Origin of the sequence: Actinomadura sp. DC4 (assembly GCF_030406325.1) — a bacterium.
Classification (GTDB): Bacteria; Actinomycetota; Actinomycetes; order Streptosporangiales; family Streptosporangiaceae; genus Actinoallomurus.
On record NZ_JAUEQY010000009.1, the window covers coordinates 191,393 to 213,415 of the forward strand.

A 22,023-nucleotide genomic window follows, 5' to 3' on the forward strand; every position below is an offset into this window, starting at 1 on the left:
GACGTCCTCTCAGGCGTGGGCGGGCGCGTGCCGGTCGGCCGCGGTCTTCGGCGCGTGGCTGACGTCGGCCTCGGTGAACCCCTTGGTCCAGCAGGCGAACTCCAGCAGGATGCCGTCGGGGTCCTGGAAGTAGAACGAGCGGACGAAGACGCCGTCGTTCATGTCGGGGGCGACGCCGAACGGGCTGTCGTCGTGGTCGAGGATCGGGCTGACGGTGACGCCCTTGGCCTCCAGCCGCGTGCGGTACTCCTCGAAGTGCTCCTCGGGCACGTGGAAGGCGACGTGGTTCATCGACCCGACCGCGCTGACGAGGTCGCCCTGCTCGGGCCGGCCGGCCGGCGCGGAGACGCCCGGCACGCCGTCCGGGGCATGGGGGAACCAGAAGAACGCCACGCAGTCCCCGCCGCCGCAGTCGAAGAAGAAGTGCTGCCCCATGCCGTTCGGCAGCTCGATCGTCTTGATCAGCGGCATGCCGAGCACGCCGGAGTAGAACTCGACCGTGCGCCGCATGTCCGCGCAGACGAGCGCGAGATGGTTGATCCCGCCGAGCCGGAACTCGGTGTTCGTCCCTGTCATGCCTGCTCCTCTCACGGAACCGCAAAGTTGACTTGACAGTCACGTCAACTCGTCGCGATGATCTGTCCATCGGGGGCGCGTGTCAAGCCCGGGAGGTGAGCGCGGTGGCGGAGGAGAGCGCGCCGACGCTCACGCAGCGCGGCGCACGCACCCGCGAACGGCTGATCGAGGCCACCCGCGAGGTCTTCGAGGAGATCGGCTTCCTCGACGCGCGGGTCAGCCACATCACCGCGCGGGCCAAGGTGGCGTACGGCACCTTCTACACCTACTTCGACTCCAAGGAGGCCGTGCTCCGCGCGATCGCGGACCGGCTCTTCACGGACATGACCCGGCCCGGCCGCCCTCCGCTGAGCGGCGCCTCCCCGGCGGAGCGCGTACGCCGCGCCAATCGCTCGTACTACGAGGCGTATCTCCGCAACGCGCGGATGATGGCGATCATCGAGCAGGTCGCGACGTTCAACGAGGAGTTCCGCGAGATGCGCAGCCGGCACCGCGCCGCGTTCACCGGCCGCTCGGCCCACGCTATCCGCCGCTGGCAGGCCGAGGGCGTCGTCGACGCCGGGCTCGACGCCGAGATGGCGGCACGCGCGCTGGCCGCCATGGTCGACCACTCCCTCTACCTGCGGCTGGTGCACGGCGAGGGCGACGACACCGAACGCTTCCTGGACACGCTCGACGCGCTGACGGTCCGCGCGCTCGGCCTCGAGGAGCCGCAGTCGTGACGGCCGAGCTCACCGAGCACCTGGCGGCCCGGCTGGCGACGGCGCTCGGCCGTACGGTCGAGGTGAGTGGGCTGCACCGGCTCTCGGGCGGCGCGAGCCGGGAGACCTGGGCGTTCGACGCGGACGGGCGGCCGCTGATCCTGCGCCGCGACCCGCCGGCGGCGCCACGCCCGGAGGAGATGGCGCGCGAGGCCGCGGCCCTGACGGTCGCGGCGGGCGGCGGCGTGCCGGTGCCCCGGCTGGTCGACCACGGCGACGGCACGGGCACGATCGGCTCCCCGTACCTCATCATGGAACGGCTCACCGGCGAGACCATCCCGCGCCGGCTGCTGCGCGACGCGCGGTTCGCCGGGGTGCGCCCCGGGCTGGCCCGGACGCTCGGGGGGATCCTGGCGCGCATCCACGCGCTCCCGCCCGGCGAGGTCCCCGGCCTGCCCGCCGGCGACCCGCTGGAGGACCTGGTCGCCATGTACGAGGCCTTCGCCGAGCCGCGCCCGGCCGTCGAGATCGCCCTGCGCCGGCTCGCCCGCGACCGCCCGCCGCCCGCCGGCGACGCCATCGTGCACGGCGACTTCCGCAACGGCAACCTCATGATCGCCCCCGACGGCGTACGCGGCGTCCTGGACTGGGAGCTCGTCCACCGGGGCGACCCCGTCGAGGACCTCGGCTGGCTCTGCGTCAAGGCGTGGAGGTTCGGCGCGCCCGGCCCGGCCGGCGGTTTCGGCAGCCGCGCCGACCTGGTCGAGGGCTATGTCGCGGCCGGCGGCGAACGCCCGTCGCCGGAGGCGCTGCACTGGTGGGAGGTGTACGGCACACTGCGCTGGGCCATCCTGTGCCGTTACCAGGCCGAGCGCTACCTCTCCGGCACCGACCCGTCGATCGAGCTCGCCGCGCTGGGCCGCAGGGTGTGCGAGCAGGAGCACGACCTGCTGCTGATCCTGGGGCTGACCTCGCCGAAGACCGTCCCGGACCCGCTCACGGACCGCCCGCCCTCGCGGTCCGAGCCGCACGACCGCCCGGACGCGCCGACGCTGATCGACGCCGTACGGGCGTTCCTCGCGGACGAGGTGGCGGCGAGCGAGGACGAGCGGCTGCGCTTCCACGCCCTGGTCGCCGGCTCGGTGCTCGGCATCGCCCAGCGCGAGCTGCTGCTGAGGGACGAGCACCGCGCGGCGCACCGCCGCCGCCTGGAGGCACTCGGCTGCCGCGACGAGGCCGGCCTGGCCCTGGCGATCCGCGACGGGCGGCTGGACGGCCGGTTCGATGAGGTCACCGCCGCCGTACGGGACACGGTGACGGACAAGCTCCTCGTGGCCAACCCGCGGCATCTGGCGATACCGGGAGACTGAGCGTTGCCGCGCGACCGCTTTCGCGCGGGCACGTCTTTCGGCGATGGCCCGCATTCGGTTCGCGATGAAGGCGCCTTGTGCGCCCGGGGGAAACGGGCTGGTGATCAACCCATCGTCTGCGTAGTACGTCGACAGACAGCCCACGGCGATGGACGTCTCTCCCGGCGCGGTGGACGTGTGCAGGGGCTGGCCTGGGCTTTCCTGCCGTTCCATTGCGGTTGGGTCTGTCCAGCTCAGTCGGTTTTTTTTGGGGGTCGTTGGCAGGGCTGAGCGCTCCCGCAGAGGCTCGCCGCAAGCCGGATCACTGGACGTTCTGGGCCATCCGGCCAGCATGCGACAAAAAGCCTTCATCGGTTCGCATTTTGATTGGTTTGTATCTTTCACGGTTTTCGATGTCCCGAAATCAGGGAACACGATGGTTGCCGTTCATTCAAACGAAGGGCCGGCACGGCATCGGTGAAGATCACAGAAAGTACAGCTATATGCGCAGACAATCATTCGGCGGCCCGGAATCTTCTGGACGTTTGAACAGTTGGCCTACTGGTAGGCGAACGCGTTTCTATTGTCGGGTCGTCGTCGCGGCCGTCGTCGTCGCCTCGCTTCCCCAGGTGCCGAACGGGGCCTCCGCTGATGTTCCGCGCGGCCTGGGCAAGCCCGTCAAGACGTGTCACTGCAAGCAGGTGAGGCGAATCGCCCGTATGACCACGAGGAGAGTCAAGGCGAATCACTCCAAGAAGGCACCGAACGTCACTGAGTTCACCATCCCGACGGCGGCGTCTGGGGCGAGCCAGATCATTCAGGGCCCCGATGGGAACCTGTGGTTCACCGAGGAGGGTGCGAACAAGATCGGGCGGATGAGCCCGAACGGGATCTTCGTCGAGTACCAGATCCCGACGCCCGCCTCCGGGGCCGAGGGGCTCGTAGTCGGTCCCGACGCGAAGATCTGGTTCACCGAGACGAACACCAACAAGATCGGTGACATCACCGTAGACGGCACCATCAACGAGTTCTCGCTCTGCAACGTGGCAGCGCGGCCGCAGCACATCGCTCTGTACGGAGGAGCGCTGTGGTTCTCCGAGGCGGGGGTGGTCGACAAGATCGCCAGGCTCACGACCCTGGGGTCCTACGCCGAGTACAACATCCCGACACCCAACTCCGAACCGTTCGGGATCGCGACCGGGCCCAACCCGAACTTCCTGTGGTTCACCGAGCGTAACGGCAACAAGATCGGGCGGCTCAACGCGGGCGCGCTGTTCAGTGAGTACTCCATCCCGACACCGAACGTCCGTCCGTGGCAGATCACTCCTGGGCCCGACGGTCGCGTCTGGTTCACCGAGAACGCCGGGAACGCGCTCGGCGCTCTGCTGCCGAGCAGCGGGGCGATCAGTGAGTACCCGGTACCCAGCCCCGACGCCCAGGTCAGAAGAATCACGACCGGGCCGGATGGCAACCTGTGGTTCACCGAGTTCGCCACCGGCAAGGTCGGCACCTCGACCACCAGCGGTGCGATCACCGAGACCACCCTGCCCACGCCGAACGCCGGACCCATCGGAATCACCAATGGGCCGTTGGGAAGCCTCTGGGCGATCGAGAACATCGGTAACAAGATCGCTCAAATCACACCCTGAGTGGGAACCTGCGACGGTGACCGGCGCGGAGTCGGTGTCAGAGCGATAGCGGGTCCGTCAGCGCAGCGAAGCGCCCCGCCTGTCCCCTTGGTGAACCGGGGACGGCGGAGCGCCTTTCGAGCGAACGCTCGCCGGCATTGACCAAGTTCCCGCAGCGATTGTTACCGAATGCCCCTATTGGTCCCTTCGCGTACTCGGTCTTGGTCACCAAGGCAGCGGAATATGCTGAATCCGGTCACGTGGTACGTCGCCCCTGCCTGACAATGATAGAAATCACAGAAAGTGCACCTATATGTGTGAAAAGAAGTCTAGCATAAAATCTCTCGGACGACCCGGCAGTGCCGTCGACCGTAAGCGAATGTGGGCGTACTGTCGGGCCGGGGTGATGGCTGCCATGCTCGTCACATCGCTTCCGCAGTCAGCACATGATGCTCTCGCCGGCGTCCCGGGTGAAGCTGTACTCAAGTGCCATTCGGGAATAGAGTCGCAACGCGCGCAAAAGACTGTGATCAAGGCTCCGGAGGAACACTCCAGGAAAGCGCCGACCGTTACCGAATTCGCCATCCCCACCGAAGACTCTGGGGCGAGCCAGATTGTTCAGGGCCCCGATGGGAACCTGTGGTTCACCGAGGAGGGTGCGAACAAGATCGGGCGGATGAGCCCGAACGGGATCTTCGTCGAGTACCAGATCCCGACGCCCGCCTCCGGGGCCGAGGGGCTCGTAGTCGGTCCCGACGCGAACATCTGGTTCACCGAGACGAACACCAACAAGATCGGTGACATCACCGTAGACGGCACCATCAACGAATTCACACTCTGCAACGTGATGGCACGGCCGCAACACATCGCCCTGTACGGAGGGGCGATCTGGTTCTCCGAAGCGGGAGCGGTCGACAAGATCGGCAGGCTCACGATCCTCGGGTCCTACTCTGAGTACAACGTGCCGACGCCTCATTCAGAACCGTTCGGGATCACCACCGGACCCAACCCGAACTTCATGTGGTTCACCGAGCGGGACGGCAACAAGATCGGGCGGCTCAACGCGGGCGCGCTGTTCAGTGAGTACTCCATCCCGACACCGAACGTCCGTCCGTGGCAGATCACTCCTGGGCCCGACGGCCGCGTCTGGTTCACCGAGAACGCCGGGAACGCGCTCGGCGCTCTGCTGCCGAGCAGCGGGGCGATCAGTGAGTACCCGGTACCCAGCCCCGACGCCCAGGTCAGAAGCATCAAGACCGGGCCGGATGGCAACCTGTGGTTCACCGAGTTCGCCACCGGCAAGGTCGGCACCTCGACCACCAGCGGTGCGATCACCGAGACCACCCTGCCCACGCCGAACGCCGGACCCAACGGGATCACCAACGGGCCACTGGGAAGCCTCTGGGTGGCCGAGACCACCGCCAACAAGATCGCCCAAATCACACCTTGAGAACGCGATGGGAGTGTCCGCATCTCGTGCCCGAGTTGGTTGCGCACCGTCGTGTTCGTCCGGTGGCATAGGCGGCGGGCGGCGGCTGAGAGATGGACGCCGCATATGCACGCCCGGCGGGCTGTCCGGCGCGCTGGACGGCCCCGCCATCGTTTGCCTCCAGGCGGCAACGTGAACACCGGTGCGTGCGACCGCTCCGCGAGGCGTGAACCGGTCCACCGGTGGTTGGGCGCACGTCGACGGGGCGTTCGGCGTGTGGGTCGCGGCGAGCCCCGCGACCCGGCACCTCGTGGGCGGCCTGGAGCCGGCCGACTCGGGGGCCTGCGACGGTCACAAGTGGCCGTACCTCCCCTACGACTCGCCGCCGCGTGCACGCCCGGCCCGGCGTGCACGCGGCGGCGATGGCGACCGGGCTGCGCGAACTGGGCCGCGACGGGGTCGCCGAGCTGGTCGACCGCTGCTGCGCGCTGGCCCGGCGGTTCGCCGACGGCCTGACCGCGGCCGGGTTCGAGGTGGCGAACGAGGTGGTCCTCAACCAGGTGCTGGCCGGTTTCGGGGACGACGCCCGTACGGACGAGGTGGTGGCGGCGGTGCAGGCGGACGGGACGTGCTGGGCGGGCGGCACGACCTGGCGCGGGAGGCGGTACATGCGGATCTCGGTGTCGAACGCCACCACCACCGAGGCGGACGTGGAAGGGTCGGTCGCCGCCATCGCCCGCCTCGCCACCTGAGGCCGGCGCGTCACTGGGCCGTACGCAGGGTCAGGCGGTCGAGGCGCAGTTCGGCGACGCCGCGATAGGCGCCGGCGAGGACGCGCGCGAGGCCGCCGCGGTGCTCGAACGCGTGGGTCACCACGGTGCCGGCCCCGCGCGCCTCCCACCGCCAGACGCCGGTCTCCCGGAACCCCGGGATCTGCCAGACCGCCTCGATCCGGTCCTCGGCGATGAGGGTGTACTCCCAGTGTCCGTGCAGACCGCGTACGACGATGGGGTACCGGGCACCCGTGGCGGCACGGGCCGGCGCCTCGATGGACTGGAACGCCGGGTTCCAGTCCGGCAGCGCCCGCGCGTCGAGCAGCGCGTCTCGGATGGCGGCGGGCGGCGCGTCGATGAAGCGGGTCGCCTCCTGGGAGGTCATGACCGGGACTCCGGGTGGAGCGCGGCGGCCAGGCGGGCGGCGGCGCCCGGGTCGTGGGCGGGCAGGACGACCATGCCGGGCAGGTTCGCGCGGAGTTCGTTCACCTTCTGGGCGGCGGTGCGCATCTGCCGCCTGTCGCCGACGCCCGGCAGCCTGCCGCCTGCCAGGAGCCGGTCGTCGTACGTGAGGTCGCCGACCATGAGCAGCGGCGGGAGGCCGGGCCGCCGTACCAGCAACGACAGCGATCCGGGCGTGTGGCCGGGCGTGGGCAGCAGCACCAGGCTGCCGTCGCCGAACAGGTCGTGCCCGTGGCCGAACGGCGCGATCGCCGGGTCGGCGAGCCCCTCCGGCTCCACGTGCCGCCACCGCAGGTGGGGCAGGTCGATGTGGCCCGGCATCAGCCCCCGCGCCTCGGGCATCGGCCGCCGCAGCGAGTCCCACTCCTGCCGGCTGGTGATGATCTCCGCGCCGCCGAGCTCGGGCAGGCCGCCGATGTGGTCCTGGTGCAGGTGGGACAGGACCGCGGTCCGTACGTCGCCGATGGCGTGGCCGAGCCCGCGCAGCCCGGCCGTCAGGGTCTCGTCCGGGCCGATGTCGAACCGGGCGAGCCGGGAGTAGACCAGCCCGTTCAGGCCGCCGGGGAAGTAGTGCGGGTCGGTCACGGACGCGCGGTCCTGGCCGGTGTCGAACAGGACGAGACCGTCGCGGTGCTCGATGACGTACGCGTTGACGGGCAGGGGCGCGGTCCACCGGCGCGAGGTGAACAGCCAGAAGTAGAGGTTTTTCCGCGTCGGGCCGACGTGCTCGGGGTGGATGGCGACCGTGCCGGTGCTGATGACCGACACGTCGGCGATGGGGTCGTGCGCTGTCATGGCGAGCTCCTCAGAACGTGTTACACAACATTAGATTATACGACATCTATTGCCGTCAAGGCCGCCCCCGTGGTCCCCGGGGGCGGGCCGTCCTACTCGAGGGCCTGGCGCGGGTCGATCGGGATCTCCCGTACCGTTCCCTCGGCGCGTTCTTCCGCCTTGCGCTGCAGCGTCGAGGTGCCGCAGCAGCGGGCGTACTGGTTGTGCCAGTCGGCCAGGAACGCGTTGTACGGGGTGGCGCCGATCAGCTTCACGTCCGACTCGTCGTTGTGCCACGCGGCATTGATCGTCCAGTTGTTCGAGCCCGTGAACACGATCTTCGAGCTCTTGACGCCGGCGTACGTTCCACTGATCGCCAGGTACTTGTCGTGCGTGTAGTGCAGGGCGTTGCCGTTGACGTCGACCCCGCGGGTGGTGTCGTGCACGTCGATGTTCTTCGGATGCGCCTTCAGGTACGCCTGGACGCTGTCGTCGACCTGCCCCGCGGTCATCAGGATGTGCACCTTGACGCCCGTGGCGGCCAGGCTGACCAGCTTCTTGGGAAGCTCGAGGTAGTGGGAGCCGCCCGGCGAACCGTGCGCGGTCCACTGGAACATCGCGAGGTTGAGCTCGGCCGGTGCCTTGACGTTGTTGAGCACGCCCAGCCAGACGTCACCCTTGCTCGTCGCGCGCGGCCACTGGTAGGAGGGCGGCGAGAGCGTCCGTGCGCTGGTCCCGTTCTTCGTGTCGTAGTAGCCGGCCGACAGCGGGCCGGACCCGCTGACCGCGCCCTTCGACATCGCGGTGAAGTAGTTCGCGTACGAGTTGTAGAAGGCGACGTTGCCCTTGACGGTCTCACTGCTGTTCCAGGCGGTGGAGGCCTGGGAGCCGGTCGGGTTGGCGCTGCTGACCGTCACGCTCCGGTTCGCGTCGCTGCCGCCGCTGAACATGTAGAACTTGGCGTGCAGGAACGATCCTGAGTAGTGGGACAGGCAGCCGCCCGGGCACAGCGCGGCGAAGCTCGGCGCCTTGGGGTCGTTGCCCAGCTCCGCGACCAGCGACTGCCACGTCGCGTCGTCGGAGTGCTTGTCCATGAGAACTTTGACGATGACGCCACGCTGGTGCGCCGCGACCAGGGCGTCGGCGAAGCTCGGCCCGGGCTCACTGTCACTGATGCTGTACATGGCGACCCGGATCGTCTGCCCGCATCCGGCTCCGTTGATCGAGTCGATGATCGGCCCCATGATCGCCAGCTGGGCGTCCGGGTCCTCCGGGTCGTTGAACTTCGCCCCCGACGTGGAGGTGAAGGTCCGGCTCTCGCAACTGCTGGGAGCCTTGGCCTTCTTCACCGTGGCGTTCGCGGCCACCGGCGGCACTGTGACGACCAACGCCGCGACTGCGAGCGCGACCGTTCGCTTCATCCTGATCCCCGTCCCCTCGTTCCTGGAGGTGAGACGCGGATGGAAACGGGATGGATGACAAGCGATTCAGTTATTTCAGGAAGGTTCTCCTCTTGTGACCTGGGGTTCCGCCGAAACCACGCCGAGACAGGCTGTTATGGCCGGATCTCGGGCACCGTGCGGGCGTCATGGTTCCGGTCGATCCGCGTCGACGACCCGCACCCGGCGGTGTTCGCCGGACGGATAGCGGCCGGCCGCTCGCGGGCCGAGGTGCAGGGCGCATTCGTGGCAGCAGGCGAAGGCCCGCGGAGGGGCACCGGGGTGGTGGCGCGGACATCGCGTCGAGACTGGCGGTCCGCTCGGGGCTTTTCCTCGCGCTGCGCGACCCGCTGCGCGAGGCGCTTATGAACAACAAGAAGATCAGCCGCTATGTCACGGTTTAGCCTCCCTGTTCTGCTGGTGCACGAGAAACGATCAATGGAGCGAGAGTCACTACGCGCATGACTGGAGAGTCCTATGCGACGTCGTGAGATATTCGATTATGGAACCATCGCTGCCGCTGCGTAGTAGCATCTCTACGCTGGAACTACGCTCGCTGACTGTGCCCAGAATTGGGGCGTGACCGTAAATGGGGAATGCGGCAATGGACTCCGTTGTGGTGCGTCGTTTTCAAGCAGCGTCCGGATCGACGCAACAGGCTGCTGTCACCACAGCCGACGGCAAGATGGTGCTCATTGACCTAGAAATCCCGCGCGGTACTCAAGACAAGGAAGTTATCCGGCCTGGTGGAGGAAAGTTACCGACAGGCCATGCGTGGCCCTCTGGTGGGCCTCTCATTCAGGTTCGTGTGCGAAACTGGCGCACCTGGCACTGGCTAACGGCACTAGTTGTCCTGGCCGGCGTGATCGCCGGTGCATGGAGCCTGACGGTTGCCGCCGCAGTGATTTGGGTCGCTGTGACCTATTGTGCTGAGTATACGCGGGCGCACGCCTTCGACGACATCGACCCAAAGGTGACGCACCGATTCCGGGCTCTGGCTCGTTACCACTTGTGCGGCTCAGCCGTGCTGTACTTGGTGCCCATCGGATTAGCGATCGCGTTTTATCTATGCCTCGCAGCGTTCGTAACTTTCTTTGACAATTCTATGACGGTTGGGCAGCTACTGGCGCTGCAGCGATGGTGCTTGCGCGGTTCGACCTTTTTCGATAACTGGATCAAGCTTAGTGAGTTCCGAGTATTCTTCCTGCTGGTCGGCGTCTACCTGCTGAACTGTCTGCTGCTGTCGTGGCACGGCAACGGCGGCGCGAGTTCGGGACGTCGGGAGGCCCGTGCCGTCGTTCGCTCGATCCGATGGGTGGCCGGTCGCTACTGCCGTTTCAGTGGACCCCTCGCTGCCGGGCTGGCGGTGCTGGCTTCGCTAACTCTCCTCAGCGTCCCCGTGAGTACGTTGGGCGCCGAGTTGCGGCTGAAGGCGGTGACCGACCAAAAGGCATACGTCGCAGCGGCTGATAAAGTCCAGGCCGAGTTATCTGGCCAAGTTGCATCGAGACTCTACGGGCAGGTGCTCAATGCGATGCCGCCGAAGTACCAGAAGGTATTACTGTCGCTTACGGACATAGACAGAAAGATTAAGTCAGCTAGCGATCGGGTCAACGCTGCTCGCCGCTACGGTGCCATCAATCTAAACGGAGAGAAATTTCTCGGCGAAGAGAAGGGTCGGCTCCGTCGTGTTGAAGGCCTCCAGTCGAAGTGGACTATCAATGACTCCGTTCAGAGCCAGAATATCCGGGCGCCGGAGAGTCTGACTCATGAACAGGCCGTGGGGGCGCGTAAATATGTCGCTGCCGGACCTGCGGACAACGACGTCGAGATCCTTAAGGAGGACAAGAAAGCGGTCTTCCTCCAGGTGGAGAAGGTGGCGTCCGCTCCTCTAGGAGATGCGCTCAAGGCGATCGTGAAAGATGTCCCGCTCGCGGCACCGCTGGTAGACACCTTTCTAGAGGCAACGGACAACATCGCTCAGGATCAGCTGACCAAAGCGGCTGCTCCGATTGCCGACATGGCCGTTCGGAAGTCCGGCGACGTGAAGGCCGCAACGAAGGCAGCCGCCGCCCGGATCATCGCCAACGTTGACATCGCGAAGGCCGCCAGGAAGTTCGCCGCTGCAGCAACAGGCCAGGCCACCATATGGAGCCGAAAAACGTCCATCGCGAAGCACATCGTCAATCAGGCTGACCGCAAAGCCGTCGACAATGCGATTCGTAAGCTGACGGATACGAATAAGGGCGCTCAGAGCATTGCCGTCGACCGCGTCGCCGACGACCCCAGTACAAGCCGACAGGCCGCGATCGTAGACAGACTCCGTTCGATCAGGGACACAGGAGGAGGCTCGGCACGCCTCGAGGCGGCGCATTCGATCTTTGCTCTGCAACCTGACCTGCCTACATTGATCTCAGAAAAGGAAGGGGCTGCAGCAGGTGATATCTGCGGCTGTCGGTGGGTAACCATTCCGGGCTCCGGTTATTGATTGCGTAGCCAAGCCAACACCAACCGTGTCCGTCTCCTTGGGCCTGTACGGTGCCAATACGCTGTCGACGCTCGAACCCACTGCTGTGGCCTTTTGGACCTGGAGGGTGTGGTGGTCGCCGCGGACGCGCTGCACACCCAGCGCGACCACACCCGTTTCCTGGCCGAGGAGAAGAACGCCCACTTCATCCTGGTGGTGAAGAAGAACCAGCCGTCGTTGTATCACCAGCTCAAACAGCTGCCTGGCGGCAGATCCGGGTGGGGCACGTCGAGGAACACCATGGCACGGCCGCACCGAGCACTTGGATCCGGCAGCACTGGCAGATCGAGGCCCTGCACTTGATCCGTGACGTCGCCTACTGTGACGGCGGCATCTCCAATTCTGGGCGGGTGGCGTCGAACTCGCGAAGTATCTCGCCGACGTGGACCGGCGCGGCGACCCCTGATCTCGGGCGGGCGTTCAGGCGTCGTCGGGTTCGGGTCTCGGAGCGCGGACTCGCCGCCGGAACGGTGTTACGGTCTCGACGGCTTCGGGGCGGCGGACGATCAGAAGGGCGCCGGCCAGCAGCAGGCTCGCGACGATGGCGTCCAGCCAGTAGTGGTTCGCGGTGGCCACGACGACGAACAGGGTGAGGGCCGGGTGGGCCAGCCACAGCCATCGCCAGCGGGAGCGGCCCGCGGCGATGAGGCCGATGGCGATCACGAGGGCCCAGCCGACGTGCAGGGAGGGCATCGCGGCGAACTGGTTGGCCATGCCCTCGGTGTCCACCTTCCCGTACGGGGAGGGGCCCACGACGTGTCCCGTGTCGACCAGGCCGAAGGCCGGGATCATGCGCGGCGGGGCGAGAGGGAAGGCCAGGTGCAGCACCAGGGCGGCGCCGGTGAGCAGCGTCAGGGTCCGCCGTACCCAGACGTAGTGCGCGGGGTGGCGGTAGAACATCCACAGCAGGAAGACGATCATCGCCGGGAAGTGGACGCTCGAGTAGAAGACGTTGGCGGCCTTCTGCGGGAGCTCGCCGTGCAGGAGCAGCGACTGGACGGACGCCTCATCCGGCAGGTGGACGGCGCGCTCCCATCTCCACACCCGGTCGGCGTTGGCGAAGGCCTCGGTGACGTTGCCGTTGGCCAACAGCCGCCCCAGCCGGTAGAGGAAGTAGAGCGCCGTGACCAGGAGGAGTTCGGGGAGGACCCTCGGACGGGTACGGGACAGGGACGCGGTGTACACGGCCGTCCTTTCGGGAGGACGCCCGAGCGCGGCGGGGGCTCACGGGCGTAGGGCGTTGAGGACGAGGTTGGCATACCTGCGCCACTGGGCGGGGTCGTGGATGCCCTGCTCGATGAGCGCACGGGAGGATCCGCCCAGCAGGATCCGGATGTCCTGGATCGTGGCGTCGGAGCGCAGCCGGCCCTGGCGCCGGGCGGCGTCGACGATCCGGGAGAACTGCTCGGTGAGGCCCTCGATCCACTGGTCGTCCGTCGGCAGGACCGCGGCGAGGACGCGGTCGCCGGCGAGCCGTTCGGACATGTCGCCGAGGAGTTCCCGCAACGCGGTGAAGGCGTCGGACTCCTCGGCCGCCGCCGCGACCCGCTCGGTCAGCCAGATGACCTGGTGGCGGGCGACGGCGGCGATGAGGTCGGCCTTGGTGGGATAGCTGCGGTAGACGGTGGCCTTGCCGACCCCGGCCCGAGCGGCGACCTCGGGCACGGTGGCCTCCAATCCCCGCTCGGCGAAGACCTCGATCGCGGCGGCGATGACCCGCTCGTGGTTGCGCCGGGCGTCGGCGCGGCGGCCGCTCCAGGCGGCCGACGGCGGTTCGGGGTCCTGCGGAAGCGCTGGAGGCATGGCCACAAGTCTGCCGGGTCCGTCTAGCCGAAGGTCTCCTGGCCTTGGGGTGCGGGCTCTTCACCGGCGGTGAGGGGCGCGCGGTCGGGTACGGACGCGCGCGGGATGAGGAGGCTCGCGATCGCGGCCACCGCGATCGCACCGGCGCCGAGCCAGAACGCGTCCCCGTACGCGCCGTCGGTCGGCAGCGGGTGGGCGACGGTGACGCTGCCGGCCAGCAGGGTCGCCACCACCTGCGAACCCAGGGACGAACCCACCGAGCGGACCAGCGCGTTCACGGCCGTGCCCTCGCCGGTCTTGTCGCGTGGGATGGCGTCGACGATGAGGTTGGGCATGCCCGCCATGCCCAGGCCGATCCCGGCGAACAGCACCATCGACCAGCCGATGACCGCACCCTGGGACCCGTGCTGGAGGGCGAGTACGGCCAGTCCGGCCGCGGCGACGAGTGCTCCGATCGACAGCGGGATCTTGGACCCGACCCGTACGCCGATCCGCCCGGCCACCCCCGCGGCCACGAGCATCATCAGGCAGGCGGGCAGCAGCATCAGGCCGGCGCCGGTGGCGTCGAGGCCGAAGCCGTAGCCGGCCGCCTTCGGGGTCTGGGCGAGCTGCGGGATCAGGACGAACGCGCCGAACATCCCGAAGCCGAACAGCAGCGTCGTGAGGTTGGTGACCAGCACCACCGGACGCCCGAGTACTGACATGTCCACCAGCGGCTCGGCCACCCGCCGCTCGTAGAAGACGAACACGGTCAGCACGACGAGGCCGGCCACGATCAGCCCCAGGGTGCGCGCGTCACCCCAGCCCCACGTCGAGGTACGGGTGAGCGCGAAGAGCGGGGCGATGAGCCCGACCGCCAGCAGCAGGATGCCGCCGACGTCGATACGCCCGGGCGTCCGGGTGCCGCTCTCGGGCAGCCGCAGCGCGCCCAGCGCCGCCAGGCCGGCCGTGATGGCGCCGCTCCAGAAGATCCATTGCCAGGTGGCGTGGTCCATGAGCAGGCCGCCCATGAGCAGACCGCCGCCCGCGCCGATGCCCGCGATCGCCGAGACCAGGCCCAGCGCGGCGGGCCGCCTTCTGGCCGGGAAGCCGTCGCTGATGATGCCCAGGCAGAGCGGGATGATGCCGCCGCCCGCGCCCTGGACGACCCGGGCGGCCACGAGCATCCAGATGTCGGTGGACAGCGCCGCCACCACGCTGCCGAGGGCGAAGATCGCCAGCGCGGCGACGAGCATGCGCCGCTTGCCGAGCATGTCGCCGAGCCGCCCGAACACCGGCGTCAGGATCGCCGCCGAGAGCAGGTAGCCGCTCATCACCCAGGAGACGTCGGCCGTGGACGCGTTCAGCGCGTGGCTCAGCGTGCCGAGGCCGGGCAGCACCGCGGTCTGCGCCAGGGAGTACGCCGCCGAGGCGAGCGCCAGCACCGCCACACTCCCCGCGCCGGCCGACGCCTCCTGCTCCTCTGTGTCACTCACCCGGGCCTCCCGAAGACGTAAGAACGGACCCGCAGGTCCACTTGATGCACGCTAACACTCAAGTGGACTCATGGGTCCGGTACGGGAAGTGGGGTGGATCACACGGTCGCGGGCGGGTGGGGGCCCGCCGCGAACTCAGGGGGAGGGGAAGGTCGCGGCGGCCAGGTCGCGTACGGCCTTGATCGCGTTGATGATCTGCTCCTGCCGATCGATGTCGTCGGCGTACCGCAGCCGCTTGGCGATGTCGCTGTGGTGATCGGCTTCGCCGTTGAGATAGTCGAGGACTGCGGACACCGCCCAGCGCGGGGGAGTCGTCGGGTTCGGTGCGGTCGTGATCGTCATGTCACTCCTTCCAGGCGGTTTCGCGTCGGTTCCTTGCTCACCTCCCACTCTCGCCGCCGCGACGCCTCCCGTCTGCGCGGCCAGCCCCCATCTTGGGATCCCGCCAGCGGTACACCGGCATGCCTGCCAGTACCAAAGTGCCCCAGAGAGGCCCGCGTCAGGCGAGGCTCTTCCAGAAGGCCGTGTCGTGCTCGACGCCGAACCGGTCGGTGACCGCGGAACACGCGGCCGGTGGGCGTCCGGTGGCCGGTGAGGTACTACAGGCGACGAGTGACATCATCGCGTCCGTCTGCGGGCCGTATCTGGGCCAGCCCGGCGTGGAGGCGCCGTTCGGGTCGCCGTGGGCCGTGAAACGGCCCCAGTAACGGATCATCTGGTTGGACAGTTCGAGTTCGTCGTCGGTGTACGGCAGGGTCTGGCCGAGGTAGTCCCAGATGTAGCCGAGGTCGTCGACGTGCGTGGCGCCGAAGGGGAACGCGCGGGCCGTCTCGCTCTTCTGCTGGATCAGGTAGATCGAGGTGAACTGCGGCGTCGCGCTCTCGGCGAACTCATAGGCGTACGTCGGCACGTACCGCGACAGCCGCCCGTAGAGCACCTGCCGGGTGTACGAGGCGGAGTCGTTCTGCACCGTGGTCCACGCGACGCCCGGTGAGGCGAACCTGCCCACGGGGTACTCCGCGAGCACCCTGTCCGCGTTCGCGCCGTACGCCGACCGCACGAGCGCCTCGTACTGCGCGGCGGTCAGCGGCCGGCCCGCGTAGTCGTAGTTCTGGAACGTGAACAGAGCCCGCTCGTTGTTCACCTGGCCCAGCAGCACGGGCACGCGGTTGAACGTCCCGGCCGGCACCGCGGCCGCGGGATCGACGGGGAAGGCGGCGCCGCCGACCGAGGGCCGTACGCCCGCCCGCTGCTGGGCGGCGAGAAGGTCGGCCGCCGGCTTGCCGCGCAGGCACGCGAGTACGTCCGGAGCACCCGCGCAGCCGGCCTGCTGGACGAACGCGAGGCCCGACCGGTCCGCGTCCGCGGTGGACTGCAGGCCGCAGCCGCCGCTCATGATGATCGCCCGAGCGAAGAGCCCCTTGGCGGCCGGGGAGGCGAGCTGGGCGCAGACCGAGGTGCCGCCGGCGGACTGGCCGGCGATGGTGACGTTCTGCGCGTCGCCGCCGAAGCGGCCGATGTTGGACTTCACCCAGCGCAGGGCCGCCTGCTGGTCGAGGAGGCCGAAGGTGCCGGCGCCGCGCAGCCCGGGCAGGCTAAGGAACCCCAGCGCGCCCAGCCGGTAGTTGATCGTCACGACGACCGCGCCGGCCTGCTGGGCGAACTTGCGCGGGTTGGTGTCCTGGCCCGCACCGCCCGTGAAGCCACCGCCGTGGATCCACACGAGCACCGGGCGCCGCCCCCGCGTCCCGTGCGGCGCGTAGACGTTGAGGGACAGGCAGTCCTCGGTCAGCGTCGGGCTCTCATAACCCGGATCCCAGCCGCTGCCCTGCACACAGCGATGGCCGAACCGCGTGGCGTCCCGTACGCCGCCCCACCGCGCCGCCGGCCGCGGCGCGGTCCACCGCAGGCTCCCCGTGGGGCTCACGGCGTAGGGGATGCCGAGCCACTCGTCGTACCCCGTCAGGCTCGCGCCGCGGACCTTGCCGCTGGCCGTCTCGACCAGGGTCGACGTCGTACGGGCCGGATCCCCGGTCCCGAACGTCGTCGCGGCCACGGGGGACACGATTCCGAGGCCGACCAGGCCACCGATCGCGATGGCGATTCCGCGTCGTCTCGTACGTCTCATCGCTGCGCAAATCCTTAGGACGGGATTTCCGGTGAGTCAGTGGCCGGGTCCGGCCGGGTAAAGCGCGGGGCGAATTCCCCTACACCCGGCGAAGGAGCTATTCACCGCCACCGCCCCCGTCGCCTCCATCGCCTCCATCGCCTCCGTCACCGCCGTCGGATCCGGAGTCGGAGGCGCTGTCGCCACCCGCGTCCGACGCGTCCGAGGCCGAGTCCGAACCCACGTCGCTCGTCGCGCTCGAGACGTCCCCGCCGCCACCGCCGCCACTGAACGTCGGGGTGCTCGGCGGAGGCGTCTCCTCGACCGGCGGCGGCGCGGGCTTCTCCGCCTGCGGCGGATCGGCGGCGGGCGGAGTGCTCTTCACCGGCTTCTTCGGCTTCGTGGACCCGGCCGGCGGCGACGGGTGCGGAGGAGCGGTCGTCTGCGTCGGCTTGCCCGGCGGGGTGTGCGGCGAGGAGGACGGCCGGTCCGAGCGCGGGTTGTCCCCGCCGGGGCGTACGGGCGCGGGGCTCCGTGGCGGCGGGGTACGGGCCGCGGCCTCGTCGTTCACCTTGCGGGTGAGTGAACGGACGTCGTCCGGCAGGTCCGGCAACGGCTTGGCGCTCGCCTGCCGCGCGGGGCCTCGGAGGTTCTCCTCGTCGGTCAGGCGCGATCGCTCCTGCTCCGACAGCCGTCCCGCCTGGCTCTCCAGCCCGTGCAGGATCCAGGCCATCTGCTTCTGGGCGGAGCCGGACAGCGCGCGCAGCGGCCCGCGGGCCTGGTTCAGCAGGCCGAGCTGCTGCCGGGTGGCGGCCAGGCTCGCGCTGGCGCGGCCGTACGACTCCACCGTCGCCAGGTCCGCCCGCAGCGGGGCGCGCAGCAGCAGGAGGTCCGCCTTACGCTGCTCGAGGCGCTTCATGAGCGCGCGCAGCCGGGGGGACCACTGGTCGCGGGGTACGCCCGCGGCGGCGTGCTCGGCCTTGTCGATCTGCGCCAGGTCCTTGTCGACCTGGGCGAGGACCCCCTTGGCCCGCGAAACCCACGTCGTGTCCACGGCCGTCGCCGCCTGCGGGGCGTTCGCGCGGTTGCGCGGCTGTTCGTGGTCGGCGGTCGTCAGCGAGGTGCCGACGTCGCCGGAGATGAGGGCGGCGACGACGGCGGAGACGCCGGCGATCGCCAGCGCGGCGCGGCCTCGCCGTGCGCCGGGGCGGCTCCGCCCGGCCGGCGCGGACGACTTACGGACGGCGGGCTCGGCGACGCGGGGGGAGAGCCGCGGCTCCGGGACGATCGCCTGCCTGGACTCGTACCGGACCTTCCGAGCCTCGCGGCGGTGCTCGCTGCAGCAGTAGATACGGGGCGGCCCGCCACCGGTCGGCTGGGTAATGGGGTTGTCGCAGCCGCGCAGTCCGCAGGTCTGCGACTCACCGGGAGTGTGCTGTGTCACAGCCATGCGGATCATTAAAATATTTGCAAACTGTCTCGTCAACGATTTCTCTGAATGGACAGGCATAAATGCATTACTCCGTGTACCACCGCTGGTGCATTTCGTGGCCGGGATCGGCGCGGACGCATGGCGGTCGTCGTTTCCGACGGTGGTGACTGTCCGAAAAGGTGGACCGTTGCGGGTTCCGGCCATACGAGAGCGCCGCCGCCTTCACCCCGGGGCGCCCCGGTCACTTGGGGAGTTCAGCGCGATCGAGTCGTCCGTCTCGGCCGGAAGGTAACGGCCGGACAGCGCGCTCGTACGGACGCGGGTCGCCTTCGGCACCACGGAGTGCCGCGTGATGACCGCGTCGGACAGGGCCCCTGGCGGGAGTGCACCGGGTCGGACCCGAGCATCTCGATGAACCGTACGAGGGTGCTCTTGGCCGCCGCGATTTTGCGCTCCATCACCTGTGCCACCATTCCCTCGTCGTGGACGGTGGCCTGGCGGGCGGTCGCGTAGGGCCACTGTTACCGCCGATATTCGCTTTCCTGTTTCCATCGCCGTAGTGGCGCCTCGGGCTGTTCCCGGAAATGGCGTCCGCCAATAGCGTGACCGTGGTTTCCTTAGCACGCGCATGGAGATTGCAGGCGGGCGTCGGCTCATGGCCCGGGCGTCGGCGCGTGAGGTCACCCCCGGCCGGTCACCGCGGGGGTTCCTGCCCGTACTCGGTCAGCTTCGCGGCCACCCGCTTGATCTCCTCGGCGTCGAGCAGGCGCGGTGTGCCGGCGCTCGCCGCGCGCAGGTACAGCTCGCTGATCCATTCGAGGTACTCATTGCGCGAGCAGGCCGTACGCAGGTCCGGGCCGATCGTCACCGTGCCGTGGTTGCCGAGGATGCAGCCGGCCGACCCGCGCAGCGCCTCGACCGTGTTGTTCGCCAGCTCGGGCGTGCCGTACGTCGCGTAGGGCGTCACCCGGACCGGCCCGTCGAACAGCGCGACCATGTAGTGGATGGGCGGGAGCTCGTCGACGAGCGTCGACAGCGCGGTGGCGGCCGTCGAGTGCGTGTGCACGATGGCGGAGGTGTCCTTCGCCGCGTAGACCGCCAGGTGCAGCGGCATCTCCGAGGTGGGTGCCAGCGGAGCGTCGACGGGCGTGCCGTCCAGCAGGTGGACGCCCACCAGCTCCGGCGTCATCCGGTCATAGTCCAGCCCGCTCGGCGTCACGGCGACGTGGTCCCCGACGCGCACACTGACGTTGCCGGATGTGCCCGGTATGAGGCCGGCGGCGGACAGGCGCCGGCATACCTCCACGATGTTCTCGCGGGCCTCACCTAGCAACATGACGCTCCTCTCGGCGAGAATTCAGGCGCCTGTCGATGCGCTCTCTGCTGAGTCCTATCCGATTCGCCGACCACTGTCCATGGCCGCCGGGAGCGTGTTCTCCGGTTCGCGCGGACGTAATGCGTTCCTTTTTCATGGACGATTTCTCTAATGGTGCGCTCAGACGAGGCCGGGGTCGAATGGTGGAACCCGGCGGTCATCTGCATCGACCAGACCGTTCTGCCCCATGAGGTACGGCGGTCGTCCATCACCACCGTGGACGAGCTCGTCAACGCCATCGTGCCCCTGGGGACGGAGATCGACCGCGTCCGCCGGGCCCGGGCGACGGCCGTGAGCCTGGCCTGGGGTGGACACGGTGCTGCCGGCCCTGCGGCGGGGCGTCGCCGCGGCCGAGCCGGTCGCGCTCGCGACCGCTGCGCGTGCCCACGCACTGCAACACCGGCGCCCTGGCCTGCGTGGAGTGGGGCACCGCGCTGGACGATGATCGTAAGTCGGTAACCGGGAATTCTTCCGCCGGATGTCAATAGCTCCCCGCAGGGGAAGGCGGCCGGGTGTCGCTATGGTCGTAGTGCGCCGAAACGAAGGGGGTCGGTAATGCGCAATCAGCCGAAACGTTCTGCCGGTGACATCGAGCCCGACACCGATGTGCCGAGCGTCGCGCGAATCTATGACGCGTATCTTGATGGGAAAGACCACTTTCCCGTCGACGATGAGGCGGTCGCGCGGGTCGTCGCGAAGACGCCGTGGGCCAAACCGGTGGCCCGGTTCAACCGCGCTTTCATGGTGCGGGCGGTGGAGACCGCCGCGCGTGCCGGGATCAGGCAGATCGTCGACGTCGGCTGCGGGATGCCCAACGAGCCGAGCGCCTTCAGCGCCGCCCGGAGCGTCGATCCCGGCATCCACGTCATCGGCGTCGACAACGACCCGATGGTCCTGGCGCTCGGCCGGTCGATGGCGCACGCCGGAGACGGGATCCACCTCGTACCGGGCGACGTCCGCGACCCCGAGGCGATTTTGGCGACCCTGGAGCCGTTCGTCGACTGGTCGCAGCCGGTCGCCCTCGTCCTCACCGCCGTGCTGCAGTTCGTCCCGGACGAGAAGGATCCGCTCGCCATCCTGCGCGTGCTGCGGAAGCCCATGGCGCCCGGGAGCTGGCTGCTGCTGTCGCACTCTTCCACCGACGGCACCGCGCCGGAGGTCGTCGCCGGCGTCGAAGGCGCGTACGAGGGCGTGACCGCCCAGATCAAGTACCGGAGCGACGAGCGGATCCTCGCCTTCTTCGAGGGGATGACGCTGCTGGAACCCGGGCTGGTCGCGGTCCAGGACTGGCGGCCGGGCCGGGACGCGGTCGACACGAGCGACATCCCCGGGCCGGTGGTGCGGCTCGCCGGGGCCGTCGGCGTACTGCCGGAATAGCCTCATGCGCCCTCGATCCGCAGGACGGCGCAGGTGAAGCTGACGCCCACACCGACGCCGACCAGCGCGAGCGTCCGCCCCGGCGCCGCCCGACGCAGCCGGTGCAGGCCCGCGATCCGGTCTCCCGCCCCTAGGGGGCCGACGGTCCGCCCCCAGTTCCACACCATCGGCAGCTCCAGCGGATCGAGGTAGTACGTCCGCAGCTCCCGCAGGCCGATGTTGGACAGGGCCCAGCGCTCGATCTCCTTCATCCGCAGGCCGGACTCGTCCAGCTCCCGCCCGGGATGTCGTCGAACCGGTCGGCCGTGGCGAGCGGCGCCGCCGGCGGCGAGGTAGGCCGTACCGAGGTCGAGCGCGGCCATGCAGCCGTTGGACCGCCGGTCGACCCCGATGGCCGGCGCGGAGTCGCCGACCGCGAGCCGGTGCACATACGCGCCGGAGTGCCACCCGTGCAGGCCCTGGTCGGCGATGTGGGCGTACAGGGTCGGCGCGATGTCGTCCGGCTCACGGGGCCGACGCCGCCGGCGCGTCCCGTGCGGCCTCCAGTGCCCTCTCGGCCGGAACCCGCCGCTCGACGCGGGGCGGCGGCGCGCCGTCCCGGGGAGCCGCGGGCCCGGCCGGCGGCGAGGTGAGGATCTCCTGGTGGAAGTGCGTCAGGTCGGCGCCCGGCTCGATGCCGGGGTCGCCCTTCGGGACCGTACGCGTCCGGTCGAAGGCGGCGAGCGCCTCGCCGCGGTGGCCGCTGAGGTGCAGGACGCGCATGAGCCGGTGCCAGTACGAGGGGCGTCTCGGACAC

19 protein-coding genes and 1 pseudogene are annotated in these 22,023 nt (G+C 69.1%); 7 read left to right on the forward strand and 13 right to left on the reverse strand.

Annotation, left to right across the window (positions count from 1 at the left end):
* Positions 1–9 precede the first annotated feature (9 nt).
* Entirely contained in the window at positions 10–576 is a 567-nt protein-coding gene (locus tag QWU11_RS17310) for a VOC family protein (protein WP_290110627.1), read from the reverse strand.
* Positions 577–680: 104 nt separating this feature from the next.
* Between QWU11_RS17310 and QWU11_RS17315 the strand changes: the two genes are divergently transcribed.
* The 5 genes from QWU11_RS17315 to QWU11_RS17335 all read left to right on the forward strand — a co-directional run bounded on the left by QWU11_RS17315 (position 681) and on the right by QWU11_RS17335 (position 6,435).
* A complete protein-coding gene (locus QWU11_RS17315) occupies positions 681–1,298 on the forward strand; it encodes a TetR/AcrR family transcriptional regulator (RefSeq protein WP_290110629.1) in 618 nt (205 codons plus the stop codon).
* A complete protein-coding gene (locus tag QWU11_RS17320) occupies positions 1,295–2,647 on the forward strand; it encodes a phosphotransferase family protein (RefSeq protein ID WP_290110633.1) in 1,353 nt (450 codons plus the stop codon). The genes QWU11_RS17315 and QWU11_RS17320 overlap by 4 nt, the downstream gene beginning before the upstream one ends.
* Positions 2,648–3,066: 419 nt before the next feature.
* On the forward strand, positions 3,067–4,275 hold the full coding sequence (locus QWU11_RS17325; protein WP_290110634.1) for a hypothetical protein: 1,209 nt from the start codon (positions 3,067–3,069) through the stop codon (positions 4,273–4,275).
* A gap of 394 nt (positions 4,276–4,669) precedes the next feature.
* Entirely contained in the window at positions 4,670–5,704 is a 1,035-nt protein-coding gene (locus QWU11_RS17330) for a hypothetical protein (protein WP_290110636.1), read from the forward strand.
* A gap of 368 nt (positions 5,705–6,072) precedes the next feature.
* Positions 6,073–6,435: a hypothetical protein gene (locus QWU11_RS17335; RefSeq protein WP_290110638.1), complete on the forward strand. Its 363-nt coding sequence runs from the start codon at positions 6,073–6,075 to the stop codon at positions 6,433–6,435.
* A gap of 10 nt (positions 6,436–6,445) precedes the next feature.
* Here QWU11_RS17335 and QWU11_RS17340 read toward each other — a convergent pair whose 3' ends face one another.
* From QWU11_RS17340 to QWU11_RS17350, 3 genes are all read right to left on the reverse strand, one after another.
* Complete coding sequence (locus QWU11_RS17340; RefSeq protein ID WP_290110640.1) at positions 6,446–6,841, reverse strand: SRPBCC family protein; 396 nt, start codon at positions 6,839–6,841, stop codon at positions 6,446–6,448.
* Positions 6,838–7,713, reverse strand: a complete 876-nt coding sequence (locus tag QWU11_RS17345; protein WP_290110642.1) for an N-acyl homoserine lactonase family protein — start codon at positions 7,711–7,713, stop codon at positions 6,838–6,840. The genes QWU11_RS17340 and QWU11_RS17345 overlap by 4 nt, the downstream gene beginning before the upstream one ends.
* A gap of 92 nt (positions 7,714–7,805) precedes the next feature.
* Positions 7,806–9,113, reverse strand: coding sequence for a phospholipase D-like domain-containing protein (locus tag QWU11_RS17350; protein ID WP_290110644.1), 1,308 nt, complete (start codon positions 9,111–9,113; stop codon positions 7,806–7,808).
* A 622-nt stretch (positions 9,114–9,735) separates the two neighbouring features.
* On the opposite strand from QWU11_RS17350, the gene QWU11_RS17355 reads away from it, so the two are divergent.
* Entirely contained in the window at positions 9,736–11,619 is a 1,884-nt protein-coding gene (locus QWU11_RS17355) for a hypothetical protein (RefSeq protein WP_290110646.1), read from the forward strand.
* A gap of 459 nt (positions 11,620–12,078) precedes the next feature.
* Here the strand turns inward: QWU11_RS17355 and QWU11_RS17360 are convergent, their stop codons facing one another.
* The 7 genes from QWU11_RS17360 to QWU11_RS17390 form a co-directional block, all read right to left on the reverse strand.
* A complete protein-coding gene (locus tag QWU11_RS17360; RefSeq protein ID WP_290110683.1) occupies positions 12,079–12,843 on the reverse strand; it encodes a phosphatase PAP2 family protein in 765 nt (254 codons plus the stop codon).
* 39 nt (positions 12,844–12,882) lie between these two features.
* Positions 12,883–13,461 carry a TetR/AcrR family transcriptional regulator gene (locus QWU11_RS17365; protein ID WP_290110685.1) on the reverse strand — a complete coding sequence of 193 codons (579 nt, stop codon included), beginning with the start codon at positions 13,459–13,461 and terminating at the stop codon, positions 12,883–12,885.
* Between the two features lie 23 nt (positions 13,462–13,484).
* Positions 13,485–14,936 (reverse strand): MFS transporter, encoded by a 1,452-nt coding sequence (locus tag QWU11_RS17370; RefSeq protein WP_290110707.1) that lies wholly within the window; start codon positions 14,934–14,936, stop codon positions 13,485–13,487.
* Positions 14,937–15,071: 135 nt separating this feature from the next.
* Positions 15,072–15,278 carry a hypothetical protein gene (locus QWU11_RS17375; RefSeq protein ID WP_290110711.1) on the reverse strand — a complete coding sequence of 69 codons (207 nt, stop codon included), beginning with the start codon at positions 15,276–15,278 and terminating at the stop codon, positions 15,072–15,074.
* A 157-nt stretch (positions 15,279–15,435) separates the two neighbouring features.
* Entirely contained in the window at positions 15,436–17,064 is a 1,629-nt protein-coding gene (locus QWU11_RS17380) for a carboxylesterase family protein (RefSeq protein ID WP_290110712.1), read from the reverse strand.
* Between the two features lie 97 nt (positions 17,065–17,161).
* Complete coding sequence (locus tag QWU11_RS17385) at positions 17,162–18,493, reverse strand: hypothetical protein (RefSeq protein ID WP_290110716.1); 1,332 nt, start codon at positions 18,491–18,493, stop codon at positions 17,162–17,164.
* 676 nt (positions 18,494–19,169) lie between these two features.
* On the reverse strand, positions 19,170–19,811 hold the full coding sequence (locus tag QWU11_RS17390) for a class II aldolase/adducin family protein (protein ID WP_290110718.1): 642 nt from the start codon (positions 19,809–19,811) through the stop codon (positions 19,170–19,172).
* Between the two features lie 594 nt (positions 19,812–20,405).
* On the opposite strand from QWU11_RS17390, the gene QWU11_RS17395 reads away from it, so the two are divergent.
* The gene (locus tag QWU11_RS17395; protein WP_290110725.1) at positions 20,406–21,227 is read left to right on the forward strand and encodes an SAM-dependent methyltransferase; all 822 of its coding nucleotides are present in this window, start codon (positions 20,406–20,408) and stop codon (positions 21,225–21,227) included.
* A 2-nt stretch (positions 21,228–21,229) separates the two neighbouring features.
* Here the strand turns inward: QWU11_RS17395 and QWU11_RS17400 are convergent, their stop codons facing one another.
* Complete coding sequence (locus QWU11_RS17400) at positions 21,230–21,655, reverse strand: 3-oxoacyl-[acyl-carrier-protein] synthase III C-terminal domain-containing protein (RefSeq protein ID WP_290110730.1); 426 nt, start codon at positions 21,653–21,655, stop codon at positions 21,230–21,232.
* A gap of 76 nt (positions 21,656–21,731) precedes the next feature.
* A pseudogene (locus tag QWU11_RS17405) lies at positions 21,732–22,013 on the reverse strand (BTAD domain-containing putative transcriptional regulator); the annotation flags it as partial.
* Positions 22,014–22,023 lie beyond the last annotated feature (10 nt).